The organism is Shewanella sp. AC34-MNA-CIBAN-0136 (assembly GCF_040309945.1).
GTDB lineage: Bacteria > Pseudomonadota > Gammaproteobacteria > Enterobacterales > Shewanellaceae > Shewanella.
On sequence record NZ_JBEOPJ010000005.1, the window covers coordinates 273,222 to 287,355 of the forward strand.

The 14,134-nt window shown below is 41.2% G+C and carries 16 protein-coding genes; 7 read left to right on the forward strand and 9 right to left on the reverse strand.

Annotation, left to right across the window (positions count from 1 at the left end):
* Positions 1-17: 17 nt before the first annotated feature.
* On the forward strand, positions 18-959 hold the full coding sequence (ylqF, locus tag AAEY94_RS07295) for a ribosome biogenesis GTPase YlqF (RefSeq protein WP_101086803.1): 942 nt from the start codon (positions 18-20) through the stop codon (positions 957-959).
* A gap of 182 nt (positions 960-1,141) precedes the next feature.
* On the opposite strand, the gene AAEY94_RS07300 is transcribed toward ylqF, so the two are convergent.
* Positions 1,142-1,627, reverse strand: a complete 486-nt coding sequence (locus AAEY94_RS07300) for a low molecular weight protein-tyrosine-phosphatase (protein ID WP_350978170.1) — start codon at positions 1,625-1,627, stop codon at positions 1,142-1,144.
* A 166-nt stretch (positions 1,628-1,793) separates the two neighbouring features.
* Complete coding sequence (locus AAEY94_RS07305) at positions 1,794-2,642, reverse strand: DNA ligase (protein WP_162023388.1); 849 nt, start codon at positions 2,640-2,642, stop codon at positions 1,794-1,796.
* A 406-nt stretch (positions 2,643-3,048) separates the two neighbouring features.
* Here AAEY94_RS07305 and AAEY94_RS07310 point away from each other — a divergent pair, with 406 nt between their 5' ends.
* Positions 3,049-3,420 (forward strand): diacylglycerol kinase, encoded by a 372-nt coding sequence (locus AAEY94_RS07310; RefSeq protein WP_101086801.1) that lies wholly within the window; start codon positions 3,049-3,051, stop codon positions 3,418-3,420.
* A 17-nt stretch (positions 3,421-3,437) separates the two neighbouring features.
* On the opposite strand, the gene hdfR is transcribed toward AAEY94_RS07310, so the two are convergent.
* On the reverse strand, positions 3,438-4,292 hold the full coding sequence (gene hdfR, locus AAEY94_RS07315) for an HTH-type transcriptional regulator HdfR (protein ID WP_101086800.1): 855 nt from the start codon (positions 4,290-4,292) through the stop codon (positions 3,438-3,440).
* 108 nt (positions 4,293-4,400) lie between these two features.
* On the opposite strand from hdfR, the gene AAEY94_RS07320 reads away from it, so the two are divergent.
* From AAEY94_RS07320 to AAEY94_RS07330, 3 genes are all read left to right on the forward strand, one after another.
* Positions 4,401-4,829, forward strand: coding sequence for a MaoP family protein (locus tag AAEY94_RS07320; RefSeq protein ID WP_101086799.1), 429 nt, complete (start codon positions 4,401-4,403; stop codon positions 4,827-4,829).
* A 447-nt stretch (positions 4,830-5,276) separates the two neighbouring features.
* Positions 5,277-6,188 (forward strand): porin family protein, encoded by a 912-nt coding sequence (locus tag AAEY94_RS07325; protein WP_101086798.1) that lies wholly within the window; start codon positions 5,277-5,279, stop codon positions 6,186-6,188.
* A gap of 152 nt (positions 6,189-6,340) precedes the next feature.
* Positions 6,341-7,366, forward strand: a complete 1,026-nt coding sequence (locus tag AAEY94_RS07330; RefSeq protein ID WP_192115143.1) for a GGDEF domain-containing protein — start codon at positions 6,341-6,343, stop codon at positions 7,364-7,366.
* Between the two features lie 99 nt (positions 7,367-7,465).
* On the opposite strand, the gene bioD is transcribed toward AAEY94_RS07330, so the two are convergent.
* The 4 genes from bioD to bioB are packed head-to-tail and all read right to left on the reverse strand — an operon-like array spanning position 7,466 to position 11,221.
* Positions 7,466-8,173, reverse strand: a complete 708-nt coding sequence (bioD, locus tag AAEY94_RS07335; protein ID WP_350978186.1) for a dethiobiotin synthase — start codon at positions 8,171-8,173, stop codon at positions 7,466-7,468.
* 7 nt (positions 8,174-8,180) lie between these two features.
* Positions 8,181-8,942, reverse strand: coding sequence for a methyltransferase domain-containing protein (locus AAEY94_RS07340; protein WP_350978173.1), 762 nt, complete (start codon positions 8,940-8,942; stop codon positions 8,181-8,183).
* A gap of 20 nt (positions 8,943-8,962) precedes the next feature.
* Positions 8,963-10,162, reverse strand: a complete 1,200-nt coding sequence (locus tag AAEY94_RS07345) for an aminotransferase class I/II-fold pyridoxal phosphate-dependent enzyme (RefSeq protein ID WP_350978175.1) — start codon at positions 10,160-10,162, stop codon at positions 8,963-8,965.
* Positions 10,163-10,168: 6 nt separating this feature from the next.
* Positions 10,169-11,221, reverse strand: coding sequence for a biotin synthase BioB (bioB, locus tag AAEY94_RS07350; protein WP_162023394.1), 1,053 nt, complete (start codon positions 11,219-11,221; stop codon positions 10,169-10,171).
* 114 nt (positions 11,222-11,335) lie between these two features.
* Between bioB and bioA the strand changes: the two genes are divergently transcribed.
* The gene (gene bioA / locus AAEY94_RS07355; RefSeq protein WP_350978177.1) at positions 11,336-12,670 is read left to right on the forward strand and encodes an adenosylmethionine--8-amino-7-oxononanoate transaminase; all 1,335 of its coding nucleotides are present in this window, start codon (positions 11,336-11,338) and stop codon (positions 12,668-12,670) included.
* Between the two features lie 75 nt (positions 12,671-12,745).
* Here bioA and AAEY94_RS07360 read toward each other — a convergent pair whose 3' ends face one another.
* A complete protein-coding gene (locus tag AAEY94_RS07360; RefSeq protein WP_350978178.1) occupies positions 12,746-13,270 on the reverse strand; it encodes a type 2 periplasmic-binding domain-containing protein in 525 nt (174 codons plus the stop codon).
* 7 nt (positions 13,271-13,277) lie between these two features.
* On the opposite strand from AAEY94_RS07360, the gene AAEY94_RS07365 reads away from it, so the two are divergent.
* Positions 13,278-13,634 carry a LysE/ArgO family amino acid transporter gene (locus tag AAEY94_RS07365; protein ID WP_350978179.1) on the forward strand — a complete coding sequence of 119 codons (357 nt, stop codon included), beginning with the start codon at positions 13,278-13,280 and terminating at the stop codon, positions 13,632-13,634.
* A 50-nt stretch (positions 13,635-13,684) separates the two neighbouring features.
* Here the strand turns inward: AAEY94_RS07365 and AAEY94_RS07370 are convergent, their stop codons facing one another.
* Positions 13,685-14,050: a glutathione S-transferase C-terminal domain-containing protein gene (locus tag AAEY94_RS07370; RefSeq protein WP_350978180.1), complete on the reverse strand. Its 366-nt coding sequence runs from the start codon at positions 14,048-14,050 to the stop codon at positions 13,685-13,687.
* Positions 14,051-14,134 lie beyond the last annotated feature (84 nt).

A 14,134-nucleotide genomic window follows, 5' to 3' on the forward strand; every position in this document is an offset into this window, starting at 1 on the left:
GTTTATAAGGCAACATCATGGCAATTCAGTGGTATCCAGGACACATGCACAAAGCACGTAAAGAGATCGAGGAGGCAATGCCTCAAGTGGATCTCGTTATTGAAGTGCTCGATGCACGTATTCCATACAGCAGTGAAAATCCGATGGTGTCACAACTACGTGGTGATAAACCCTGCATTAAATTACTGAATAAATCTGATTTAGCCGATCCTAAGGTTACCGCCCAATGGATTGAATACCTAGAACGTGAACAAGGCGTTCAGGCATCAGCAATCACAAGTTTACAACCCAGTATGGTAAAAAGTATTCCTGATCTTTGCCGTAAACTGGTGCCACACCGTGACATTATGGAAAAAGACATCCGCACCATGATCATGGGTATTCCTAATGTTGGTAAATCTACAATTATTAATACCTTAGCGGGTCGCACTATAGCCAAAACAGGTAATGAACCTGCAGTCACAAGACGTCAGCAACGTATTAACTTACGTAACGGAATCGTACTATCGGATACTCCGGGTATTTTATGGCCAAAGGTGGACAATGAAGCCAGTAGCTATCGCCTTGCTGTCACTGGTGCAATTAAAGATACCGCTATGGAATACGAAGATGTGGCAATGTTTGCTGCTGGCTATTTCCTTAAAGCCTATCCCGACGAAATTTGCGAACGTTATAAGCTTCAATCGCTACCCGCCAGCGATATCGAATTACTCGAAGCTATCAGTCGTTCCCGCGGAGCACTTCGCCCTGGCGCACGAGTTGATTACCATAAAGTATCTGAACTCTTACTACATGAATACCGCTCAGGGAAAATCGGACTATTAAGCCTTGAAACTCCAGCGATGGCTGAAATAGAAAAAGAGGAAGTTGCACGTAAATTAGCTGAGAAAGAACTCATTAAACAGCAGAAAATAGAGCAAGAGAAACTTAAACGATCCGGTAAACGTTATAACGATTAAGCCGAACAAAGTCTAGGTCGTCAACATCAATGCCGGCCTAGCACTTATCATTCAGAGTGAACAGCCATGCTTAAGTAGCCTGAATTAAGTAACCATAATTAAGTAACCATAATTAAGTAACCATAATTAATTAACCTAGATAAGTAGCCTTAGTTAAATCTTCTTAGTTAATTGATTATATTTCAACGTTTAGCTAACTTAATCGCCAATGCCATTAAACTGGCTTCAAGTAAATCGATAACCATCTCAAATCCTCGCTCACCACCATAATATGGGTCAGGTACTTCTTCGACTAACGAATCACCATAGCTTAATATCAACTGTAATTTATATCGTAAATGGACAGGACACCTTTGTTTCAAATCAGCTAAATTGGCAAAGTCTGCCGCTAAAATCAAATCAAATCGTTCAAAATCAGCATCGATAACCTGCCGAGCTGTCATTCCTGAAAAATCAAGTCCGCGCTTGTTGCCAGCAATAATACTGCGACTATCCGGAGCATGCCCTTGATGATAAGCAATAGTCCCTGCAGAATCGATATCAAGTTGAAGCGAGTGACGTTTCATTTGTTGCCTAAACACTGCCTCTGCAGTCGGCGAACGGCAAATATTGCCCATACAGACAAACAACACCGAGCGAACATTTAAAAGATATTTATCATCGATCATTGATAACCGCCATTATCTCCAGTTTTATACCATCACTTAATTATGTTGCCAATGCCTTAACCGAAGTTAGGATCATTACCCATTGTAGTTCCAGACTTAGTTCTACATTTAGTTTTACCATTATTATTTAATAATACACCACGCAACATGTCAGCAAGTTTGAGCGTTATTGTGATGGCCTTTGGCGTAGAAAAGTAGCAAATCTTGGTGTCCCTTTTTGAGTTAAGCCTAAATATTGATAAGTAATTATCGAACCAACTAAAGGTGGATTTTCTCGTTGTTTATCGCTTAAACCACTGCCTATATTAAACACGATCCCTGCAGGTGTTTTTACGATTAACGCACCTAGCTTACCTCTATATTTACCTTTACCTTCTGTATGACCGATCACTACAGCTTCAGCGTCATATTTGGGTTTGAGCTTAACAATATACTCACTGCGGCCGACAGCATAATGCGCTTGCTGATAATGTAACATCAATCCTTCACCGCCAGCATTAACGACGGAATCAAGCAGTGTAAACAAAGCTTCCGTTGAAACCACTGGCCCCTGCTTAATGACCTGTAAATGTATGGAGGCCGTTTGTTCTACCAACATTTTCATTGCTAAATAGCGATCAATAAAGGGGCCGGAATGTCGTGGCAAATCAAACATCATAAACTTGACTTCCAGCCACTCTTTATCAGGTACTTGCTGACGTCGAACCAATGCAGAAATATCTTCGAAACGATTACGACCTAACCAAAGTTCACCGTCAATAGCAGTATTAGGAAAACCAAGGGTAAACGACGCAGGTAGAGTCACTTTTCGGCCACTGCGAGTCAGCATATTACTGCCATCCCAATAGCCTCGAACGCCATCGAGTTTCTCGCTGATTAAGTATTCAGTGACGTCGATATCTTGTTGATACTTTGTTGCTAACTGAATAGGAGGAATTGATAACACTTCACTCTTTATCGTAAAACAATGCAGTGAACTAATGACCAAAATTAAAATATAAGGTAGCTTACGCATATGCAATCCTTGCTAATAATAAAATCCATTTAGTGTCTTTTCGTTTTCGTTTTTGTTCAAAAGTTTATTTCAATGCCTCAAGTGTTTACTGTATTGGGCATCAAGTCACTTCCGAGCAATACCGCTCAAAACACTGTTATAACACCTGCCATTCGTGACGAAAGACTTACGCCTGTTTAAAATGATTATCTGTAATGTTAAGTGAGCCTAGTACAAACAGAAGAATTATCCATTCATTGGTCGGGCTTATTTTGATATAAATCGATGCATGATGAGGGCAGATATCAGCACAACGATAAATGTTTTTTCTGCTCTACAGCACATCATAAGACCGAAATAACCGCTGGATGCATATGAACAGAATGTTACAATCTACGGAATGAACATCAAAAAGATAATGAGCAAAATGAAACCAGAGAACAATCATGGTCTAAAACGCGTATTTCGAGCGACAGGATTTTCAATGCTAGGGCTAAAGTCAGCGTGGAAAAATGAAGCGGCATTCAGACAAGAAACCGTGCTTGCTTGCCTAATGCTACCTATTGCACTACTACTCAATATCAGTAGTACTGATCGTATTTTGCTTATCATGACGGTGTTAATTGTATTGATTGTAGAATTGTTGAACTCCGCTATTGAAGCGGTAGTTGATCGGATTGGTGATGAGATCCATCCACTCAGTGGTCAGGCAAAAGACATTGCTTCTGCAGCAGTCTTTATCAGTTTAGTATTATGTGCCATCACTTGGGGCATCGTTATTTGGCCATTACTGTTTTAATAACAGCCAAACGAATATCATTTAGTGTGCTTAGCGGTAGTCAAAATTGAAATGGCTTGTTCAATATAAGCAAGTCTTTCATTTTCAGCCCAATAAGCAGCATACACATGCCGATGGATACATTTTGCATCATCGACAACATACAGAGTCCCGTTATCTAAATAAGGCTGTATGAGTGCCTCAGGCAAAAATGCACATCCGCCGTTATTAAGTATAAAGTCCAACGCCATACGAGCAGAACTTGTATGTAATACCGGCAAAGGTAACATGGTAAAATCCTGAGCATGAGTGATATTAAAGGCAGTCCCCCAATCTACTTTTATATAAGGTAAAGTAGGTGTTTGAGTAAGCTTAACGCCTGCTTGTTTGCAGACTAAATACAATTTTACTTCAGCAAGCTTAACTAATATAACGCCATCAAGCTTTGGAGGATCAAACGTAATCGCAATATCTAAGGTTCGTTCAATAAGTTGACGAGTCATTACTGCTGCAGGTAACACATCCGTTCTTAAAGCCACTCCTTCCAAGCCTAAATGTAATGGCTGTAAAAAACCTTGTAAAAAAGCATCCCAAATATTATCGCCAGCCGACAACGCTAACTGAGCACTGTGCTGCTGATTTAAAATAATATCTTGTTTTGCTCTTTCCCAGGCGTTAAGCACGGCCTCAGCATGGCCGAGCATTCTTTCACCTGCCGGAGTTGGTTGAATGTTGTTACGTAAGCGTTCAAATAACTCTATACCCAGAATATTTTCTAATTGCTTTATCCTAAAACTGACAGCACTTCGAGTGAGGTATAGATTTTCAGCCGCTTTACCAAAGTGTCGAGTACGGGACACTTCTAAGAAGGTTTTTAATAAATCTGTATCCATAAAAATTCTTTACCATTAAGGACAAAATATTTTGATTTAAAAAATGATAATACTAGCCAATACTCCAGTTGCAAATCTTTATATCTCATAATCTAGAAGGTATTAGCCATGTCTCAGCAATCATTTATCAATGCAAAACAAGGTATTGATGCTAACACCAATGGTCATAGCAACAGTTTTCAATCTACTAAACGCTTCTATGATGACGTGAATTTCCCAAAAGGATTTAAACGTTGTGGTGATTTTACCAATAAGGAAGCTGAGTTGCTTGAACAACACGGTCAAGCAATGAAAAATTTAGCCGATGGCTCGCAGTTACCTTGTCATGTTGACGAAGACCAATTTGTTAACGTTTTACAGGGTAAAAAACCTGCAACAACACCAATGGAGCTATTGTGGTCTAAATATTGTCGTCTAGCAAAAGGCAAACCATTTTATGCTGTTGTTGGGACAATTCACGCGCCAGCAAGCTCTAAAGTTGAAATTGAATTTGACGATGTAGAAGAAGATGCTTCTGACACCGATGAGTCAGAATAAACTATCTTTCAACGGCTAAAGTCGCCACATTAAACATGTAACATATTTGTTATATGAGTAGTAAAAGTAGAGTCAACATCCTGCTCTACTTTTCTTGTTCTGTCACATTTTTGTCACCCACCGCAGCTACGCCAATGCTCTGGCGCCTTTATCCGTGTTGACTTTTCGCTGGAATGGTTGTTTTTACACCGTTGAGTTCAAGCTATTAACGAAAACTTGATTTAGCGCAATAATTCTATACAAATACTTCACATTTAGTAGCAAGGTGCTAGTATATGCACTGAACAGTTTGTCGTTTTTATTTTAACTTAATGTTTATGGCTGCGCATTTTGATAATCCTTATTTGGGATATCAGCGCTGAATAGGTTAGGTATTAAATTCGACAAAAGCATCATATGAAGACGCATATCCTGTGATATAGAAAAAATAATAAATGCGGAGTTTCAATGATAAGATCTTTTATTTGTATAGTGTTGTTGATATTAGGTACTCGAACTGCTGCGGCAGAAACGGAACTATCAACTAACAACTCAACAGTTACCGATAAATATACCCTTGATATCGGTATGTTTTATGCTAATTCAGATTCAAACTTCATCGCTACAAACCCTAAAACAGGCGGAACATTCCCGGTAGACTTTGAAGATGAACTGCTACTTGCTGAAGAGCAATACTTACCCTACTTTGAATTCACATTCTCTTTTAACCAACGCCATAGTATTTATATTGATTGGAAGTCGTTGGATCGCAAAGCAGACACTGAAACGGTATCAGAAGATTTTATTCTTGAAGATATTGATGGAAAAGACTACCTGATTGAAACTGGCGCCAAACTGAATACCGAACTCAATATTGATATTCTGCGAATTGGCTATGGTTATGACATATGGCAAGGAACTCACTACGCTGTTGGAGTATCCGTTGGTATACATACCATGTTTATCGAAACCGCTTTTAAAGGCACTATCGGTATTTGCGTGCCAGACTCAACCTTAACCAGTTTATGCAACGATGCAGTAGCAACACCTGAAGTGATAGACGATACTCTAACGGCGCCTCTACCAGACATTGGCCTTTACGGCTCTTACGAATTTTATCCTGGTTGGACATTTGATGCTCACGCCCAATATTTTGCTATCAAATATGATGATGTAGATGGATCACTTATCGATATCCGTTTAGGTGTTGAAGCTAAGGTTTGCGATAATTGGTCATTAAAACTGGCTTACAACTATTATGATGTTGATGTCACTATCGAAAAAACACGTAATGTCGGTAATATTGAACAGCGTACTTTTGATTACAATATAAACTACAGCTTTACTGGCCCAATGTTTGCTGTCTCTTACGTTTTTTAATATGATTCAAGTCACTAAAAAAGCATCTTCGGATGCTTTTTTGTTATTTGTATCACTATAATATCATGGTACAAACTCTGCTATTATTGTTATATTTACTTCAATTGTAGATTTTTTAAAGTCTTTCCTTAGCCCGGATCATGAGGCACTTAATGTCGAACACTCTACTGCAAACCGCTGCAGCCAATTTGAAAAAAGCTGTTCCGTTAATGTTAAAATATAGAATACCCACAACACCAACAAACTACGCGCTTTGGTATGCTTACGTGGGTGAACAAAACCCGTTACTTAATCAAGAGTTAGATACTGCAGTAAAACAAAATCAAACCTGTTCACCAGTGACCAGCGAATTGTTATATCGTAAACATGTGGCTGATCCGGTCGAGCTAGATGTGCGCGACATGCGTAAGAACCTTGATGCTATGGTATGTGAGTTATCTCAGTCACTCAAAGATACTAATTTGGACACTGAGACATTTCAAAATCAAATTGATAAAGATTTTAAAAAATTAAGCGATCTTGAAAATCAAGGTTTTTCTCTCGAGCAAGTGATTGGTATTATTAGAAATATCGTTAAAGAATCTTCCAGCATCCGTTCTAGTACCGTGAGTTTTACCGAACAACTCCAAAAAGCTCAATCAGAGATTGATACTCTCAAAACTCGTTTAGCTGAATCTGAAAAAGACATGCTATTTGACGCCCTAACCAATGTGTTAAATCGCCGTGCATTTAACACTGACATTGAAGCGCAAATAAGTTCAGCCCCTGCGGGTACCTGCATGATTTTAATTGATATTGATCACTTTAAAACCTTCAACGATAATTTTGGTCATCAACTTGGTGATTTAGTCCTAAAAACCGTTGCGAAACGGATCCAAGAAGCCTGCCGTGACGGAATTAAATTGTACCGTTTTGGTGGTGAAGAGTTCGCCATTATTGTGCCAAGTAGTCAGTTTAGAGTTGCTAGACAATTAGCTGAAGGCATTCGCAGAGCGCTCGAAAAACTCAGTGTCAAAGACAGACGCAGTGACAAGGTTATTGATTCGATAACCGCATCTTTTGGTGTTGCTGAATGGAAACCTAAGCAAAATGTATCGCAATTAATTGAAGCAACCGATAAATTACTGTACGAAGCAAAACGCTTAGGTCGTAATAGAGTGATGCCAATCGCAAACTAATCATTCTGGTAATATCAATTGATTGATCGCCCGCTTTTGCCTGCTCATACTGAAAAGCTAACTGCGGGCAAAGTTGGGCTTAATATTTTCGACTACGAATTATTTCGGTAATTGCAGATAACTCGCGGCATGTTCAGCTGTTGCATTGGCTAAATGAGGCACATAACCTAAAAATGGTCCCTGCATCATCTGCTGTAAACTGTTGAGGTTATCGTCAATAAAAGCCATATCAGGGTCCACTTGATTAGCAACCCACCCCGCTATCGACAATCCGTCGGCCAACACAGCCTCTTGAGTTAATAACGCATGGTTTAAACAGCCTAGTTTCATGCCTACAACTAAAATAACCTCAACCTGAGATATCGCCTGTTGGCCTTGAACCAGCTGAATTTGTTGTAGCTTGGCGTGCAATAATTTAACAGTCTCAGATAAATACTCACCATTACCTAGTGGTAAACGCCAGCCACCAGCACCTTCTATCAAGGCAAAATCTGCATCTAACATCGCGGGATGGTAGATAGTATCAAGTACACGTTGAGCCGTTAATGTTTGATTAGTTTGTTTGGCGGCAATGTGCGGCGCTATAGCGGGTTCAAAACAAATAGGATTCACCACTTGATACGGTAAATCCATATTCGACTGAGCTATTAGCATTAAGGCATCACTGTTGCGTAAGCCCGCGTCGGTGGATATACATCCTGATGCTATCGGTTTAAAGCCACATTTATGGCCTTGAGCCTTGGATAATAATGCAGCCGAAACTAAGGTTTTACCGCTGTCGGTATCGGTTCCTGTCACAAAGTACAACATCGTTTCAACCTCGCTTGGCGCGGATATACGCAATTTGATAAGTTAATGGCAAGCCTTTATCGGTACGCATTGTTTCTGCAAGTACGATGCGTTGCTGCCATTGTTGCTTTGTGAGTGGCTGATGTTGTGTTGCATTGTTTTCGTCTTGTTGAGCAAACGACGCACCCACACCCTTTATTGAGTACAGCAAGCTGCGCAAATCATCAAAATACACGCTAATACTCTCAACATGGATATCAATGCTGTGCCAATCATCCACAGTCGTATGAGATGCACTCAATGCGGCATTAAGTGCCGATACGGAATAAAATGGGTTAACTCTAAAGCCTAATGTTTGTAATTCAGCCAAACTGCCATCAACAACTACACTAAGATGACACTCACCATTTTGTCGCAATACTCGATGAAACTCAGCAAATGCTTGTGGTAACGTTTGGCACCATTGCAAGGCTAAATTAGAATAGATACTGTCAATGGAAGCACTCTGTAATCCAAGCGCCTGTGCGTCGCTGCATATCGGTAAATAATCAGGGTGTTGTTTGGTTAATTGCTTAAGCATGCCATGAGCGATATCAACCGCAACGACCTGCTTAACATCAAAGGCATGAAAACTCGTACCAGGACCGGCACCCACATCAAGTAAGGTGCCAAATAGATGCGCATTGTCTAATAATTGCTTAGCGGTAATACGTTGTAATACATCATGTTGCTTGTAATGAGATGCGGCGATTGAAAATTTGCTTGCCACTAGATTATCTAACGTCATGAGAGTCTCATCGATACGATTTATTTAGCCACTGTTTGTGGCGCTAATGCACCTAGCTTTGCGTCAGTATCACTATATTGGTGAATAAGCTGAGTTAAAGTGCTCACAAGTGATTGAATATCAGCGGCTTTATGCTGTGCATTTAAAGTAATCCGCAAACGCGCCTGTCCTTTTGGCACCGTTGGTGAACGAATAGCTCCAACTAAAAAACCTCGTTGTTTTAACTGCTGCGCAATAGCGATAACCTGATGATTATCACCGATCATAATCGGTTGAATTGCGGTAGTAGAAGACATAATACTCAATTTATTTACTAATGCGAGTTGCCTAAACAATGTGATATTAGCCGTTAATTGTTCCAATAATTCTGGGTGAGTTTGTTGCCAATTAATTGCCGCTAATGCTAATTGAGCATTGGCTGGCGATAAAGCGGTTGAGTAAATATACTCACGACACGTCGCAACCAAGTAATCAATCACTTCTGTGGAGGCTAAAATAGCGGCGCCTTGGCAGCCTAGCGCCTTACCAAAGGTGACGACTTGAATATCGACATTATCGGCATTAACAAACGAGCTTGGTAATACCCCAAAACCATGGGCATCATCGACAATGAGCCAACAGCCATGTTGCTTACATAAATCCGATAGCTCAACAATGGGGGCTATGTCGCCGTCCATACTGAATACGCTCTCGGTAACCACTGCGGTATTGGGATTTCGTTCAATAATGCGTGCAGCGCTATTGATTTCGTTATGCAAAAATCGGCTAATTTTGCTGCCGCTGTCTTTTAAACCGTCAATGACAGAGGCATGCACCAATTTATCAGCAATGACCGTATCATCGGGGTTAAACAAGGTTTTCATTAACGCGCTATTGGCACTAAAGCCTGAACTAAACAGCATACAAGCTTGGTGACCGGTAATCTCACATAAACCTTGTTCCAGCGCCACATGGGCTTGGCTATAACCACTTACAAGCGGTGATGCCCCACTGCCCACACCATATACTGTTGCACCGTCGTAAAGTGCTTGTGCTAACGCTGGTTCATGGGCTAAACCCAAATAATCATTATGACTAAAATCAATCAATACTGACTGTTGCGACGTTGCTGTCACATGTCGCTGGCGTAAAAGACCTGCTGCGTTTAGTTCAGCAAGCTTTTCACTTATCCTTAAAGCTATTGGGTGTTTCCCAATCGCAGGCAGGCCTAATGACGTCATGCTTAATTACAGCGCTGCTGCGTCAAAAAACTGCTTGGTCGACTTATCTTGTATGGCGTTAGCTTTGGCTAATAATGCGTTATCTGTTTCGATGTGGGCTTGTGGGCCTTGTTCCGGGTGCAAACCTAAACGACGGAACAAATTCATATCATCGTTTTCTTCTGGGTTTGCTGTAGTTAATAGCTTACAACCGTAGAAAATAGAGTTAGCACCAGCAAAGAAACACATAGATTGCAGTTCATCACTCATGCTTTCTCGTCCTGCAGATAAACGCACCCGCGACTTAGGCATAATAATGCGGGCTACAGCAATGGTGCGCACAAATTCAAGCGGGTCAAGATCATCTATATTCTCAAACGGCGTACCGGCCACTTTGACTAACATGTTGATTGGCACCGAATCTGGATGTTGTTCTAAATTGGCCAATTGTTGCAATAAACCGGCGCGATCTGTGGCTTGTTCGCCCATACCCACAATGCCGCCAGAACAGACTTTCATCCCAGATGCACGTACGTTTGTTAGCGTATCTAAGCGACTTTGATAGGTGCGAGTGGTAATAACGTCGCCGTAATATTCTGGTGAGGTATCAAGGTTATGGTTGTAGTAATCCAAACCAGCATCGGCTAATTTCCCGGCCTGCTCAGATGACAACATGCCTAATGTCATACAGGTTTCCATGCCTAAGGCACGAACATCTTTTACCATTTGCGTTAAATATGGCATATCTTTGTCACGCGGGTTACGCCAGGCTGCCCCCATACAAAAACGCGATGCTCCAGCAGCTTTAGCACTTTTAGCCTCGGTTAATACTTTATCAATTTCAAGCAAACGTTCTTTTTCAAGGCCAGTGTCATAGCGTGCGCTTTGTGGACAATATTTACAGTCCTCAGGGCATGCACCGGTTTTAATCGACAATAGGCGGCTTATCTGCACTTCGTTAGGGTCAAACGTTTCACGATGAATACTGTGAGCCTTAAACAATAAATCATTCATAGGCAGCGCAAACAATGCTTCAATTTGTGCTTTTTGCCAATCGTGACGAACTTCAGCTAACGACATGGTTCATTCCTTTATTTTGATTTTATGTTGGCTAGGATACCCTGAGCCCGTAAACTGTCAACGCAACAACCACTTTGCGCTTTACTAGTGGTCAAATGATGAGCACCTATAATTATGGCACTTCCCGACACAAATACCACTATCGATTACGCTTTCGATGCACAACATATATGGCACCCTTATACCTCTATGACCCAGTCTCTGCCTGTATATGGAGTCATTTCCGCTCAAGGTTGCGAGTTGACTTTAGACGATGGCAAGGTACTTATAGATGGCACCAGTTCGTGGTGGTCTTGTGTCCATGGTTATAGTCATCCGACCATTTTAGCGGCTATGCAAAAGCAGTTATCACAACTGAGTCATGTGATGTTTGGTGGCATAACCCACCAGCCAGCCATTGAAACCTCAAAACGCTTAGTGCAGATGACGAGTGATAATTTAACTAAGGTTTTTTTAGCCGACTCGGGCTCAATTGCAGTAGAAGTTGCATTAAAAATGGCGCTGCAATATTGGCAAGGCCGAAATCAACCACAAAAGCAGCGGATTATGACCGTAAAAAGTGGTTATCATGGCGATACCTTTGCCGCAATGAGCGTATGTGATCCTGATGGTGGAATGCACACCATGTTCGGTAATAATGTCACTGAACAAGTCTTTATCCCTGCGCCAACGTCTAAGTTTAATGACCCCCTTAATCAAACAGATTCACTGGCTTTAGATGCTGCATTTGCTCAACATCACCAAGATATTGCAGCCGTAATTATTGAGCCCATCATGCAAGGCGCTGGCGGAATGCGTTTTTACTCACCAGCTTATTTAGTTAAACTGCGCCAACTTTGCGACCAATACGATGTGCTATTGATATTAGACGAAATCGCTACCGGATTTGGCCGCACCGGCACCCTCTTCGCTTATGAGCATGCTAATATTGAGGCCGATATTTTATGTGTAGGTAAAGCCTTAACCGGTGGATATATTAGCCTCGCAGCCACCTTATGCAGTGACGAAGTGGCCAATGGTATTAGTGATTCTCCCGCCGGTGTGTTTATGCATGGCCCTACTTTTATGGGGAATCCATTAGCATGTGCTGCAGCAACCGCTAGCTTAGACTTATTGCTTGCCGGCGATTGGCAACTACAGGTAAAAAACATTGAAGCGCATTTAATCCGCACCTTACCCGCAGCCATGGCGTCAAAAGAGGTTAAAGATGTACGAGTACTTGGCAGTGTCGGCGTAATCGAAATGCACTCGCCAGTGAATACCGCAGCCTTACAAAAAGCCTTTGTTGACTTAGGTGTGTGGGTAAGGCCATTTAGCCGCTATATCTACATAATGCCGCCTTATACTATTAGCGCTGCCCAGTTATCCGAACTAACCTCTGCCATGTTGTTAGTTGCCGATACCCTTGTTCCTACCGAAGAGAATCAAACGTTGATTAGTCATGGATAATCAACGCTAGGCTTTTCTCTGCATGGGCAGGTCTCAATTTTGGTCATTCTCAGTTTAGGTAGATCAAAGTTTAGCTTAATCTAATACCTCTTGAGCGTGGGCAATAATGGCATCTGAAACGTCTTTATAGACACCTTTAAGTAAAATCCAATGGTGCCAGTAAAGCGTTTCAGTGATGATATGGTCCTTACATATGTGCACTAACTCACCAGTGGCTAGTTCTGGTTTAATTTGCGTTTTTGGTACTAAACAATGGGCAGCACCATGTTTAGCCATAGTTACAAAAGCATCTGATGAACGCACAGCATGTAATGGATATTCACCTTGCATCAGACTAAAATGCTGTTGAATATAACGTGTGTGCATATTGTCTTTATGAGCAAACGCAATACCCGGTGCTTTTCTAAGGCTGTCAGCACTAATGCCGTTAGGGAAATAATGACGATTAAACTCAGGTAACGCCACTAGCAGATAGTCGACACAGCCTAATCGAGTTAATTGACAACCTTTAATCGGTGTAGATTGCACCGAAATTACGCCAAAAGCTTGGCCAGCCTTTAACCTATTAATCGTACGAGCTTTACCTTCAACATCATTCAAAAATGTATTGCGAAATCAGTACCAAATTGCAACACATATTACAGCAGCTAATAGTCGTAAAAAAATTATCGGCACCACATTTTCGGTCACCTTGCTTAACCCTCATGTGTATTTAGATACTGTGATGATATTAGGTAGCGTGGGCGGCACTTTTGATGGTAACGAAAAATGGGCATTTGCTATAGATACCATACTGGCGTCGGTTTTGCGGTTTTATACTATTGCACTTGGCGCCGCTAAACTTGCCCCTTGGTTAGGTGCGCCGAAAGTTCAACGCGTGATTGATGTCTTAGTCGGCACAATTATGCTTTTTATCGCCTATTCAGTATTTAATACTTTATTAATAATACCAACAAATTTATAGCGACAGACAACACATGAAAATCAAAAGATATTCATAAAAATAGTAAAGAATTAACTCTCCATCGGCACAAACCCAGCTTGCTGTTTTATGCGTATTAACCATTGATTAATCTTTGGGTAATGGGCTAACTCAAAGCCACCTTGATGAGCTACATGGGTATACGCAAACAAAGCAATGTCCGCTAAGGTAAGCTGCGAACCACACAGAAAGGGTTGCTTAGCAAGTTCAGTCTCCATAACCGCAAGCGCTTTATGGCCTTTAACGTGCAGTGAGTGATATTCAACTAAACGATCATCAGGCAACCCTAAATACAACTGAATAAAGCGTGCAACGGCAATATATGGCTCATGACTATATTGTTCAAAAAACATCCACTGGTACATTTTCGCTTTACTAAAGACATCAGTTGGGATCAACTCAGAGCCTGAGGGATCCCCACGAATTTAATAGCATGCTTGTGGATCCTTGATTAACGATTGTAGAGTCTTAATTCCTGCTCG

Excerpts from the sequence above, each read along its gene's own strand:
- hdfR (WP_101086800.1), bottom strand. The coding sequence starts at position 4,292 with ATGGATACAGATTTATTAAAAACCTTCTTAGAAGTGTCCCGTACTCGA.
- AAEY94_RS07340 (WP_350978173.1), bottom strand. The coding sequence starts at position 8,942 with ATGACGTTAGATAATCTAGTGGCAAGCAAATTTTCAATCGCCGCATCT.
- AAEY94_RS07320 (WP_101086799.1), top strand. The coding sequence starts at position 4,401 with ATGTCTCAGCAATCATTTATCAATGCAAAACAAGGTATTGATGCTAAC.
- AAEY94_RS07305 (WP_162023388.1), bottom strand. The coding sequence starts at position 2,642 with ATGCGTAAGCTACCTTATATTTTAATTTTGGTCATTAGTTCACTGCAT.
- AAEY94_RS07345 (WP_350978175.1), bottom strand. The coding sequence starts at position 10,162 with ATGACGTCATTAGGCCTGCCTGCGATTGGGAAACACCCAATAGCTTTA.
- ylqF (WP_101086803.1), top strand. The coding sequence starts at position 18 with ATGGCAATTCAGTGGTATCCAGGACACATGCACAAAGCACGTAAAGAG.
- AAEY94_RS07330 (WP_192115143.1), top strand. The coding sequence starts at position 6,341 with ATGTCGAACACTCTACTGCAAACCGCTGCAGCCAATTTGAAAAAAGCT.
- AAEY94_RS07310 (WP_101086801.1), top strand. The coding sequence starts at position 3,049 with ATGAAACCAGAGAACAATCATGGTCTAAAACGCGTATTTCGAGCGACA.
- AAEY94_RS07325 (WP_101086798.1), top strand. The coding sequence starts at position 5,277 with ATGATAAGATCTTTTATTTGTATAGTGTTGTTGATATTAGGTACTCGA.
- AAEY94_RS07300 (WP_350978170.1), bottom strand. The coding sequence starts at position 1,627 with ATGATCGATGATAAATATCTTTTAAATGTTCGCTCGGTGTTGTTTGTC.
- bioB (WP_162023394.1), bottom strand. The coding sequence starts at position 11,221 with ATGTCGTTAGCTGAAGTTCGTCACGATTGGCAAAAAGCACAAATTGAA.
- bioA (WP_350978177.1), top strand. The coding sequence starts at position 11,336 with ATGGCACTTCCCGACACAAATACCACTATCGATTACGCTTTCGATGCA.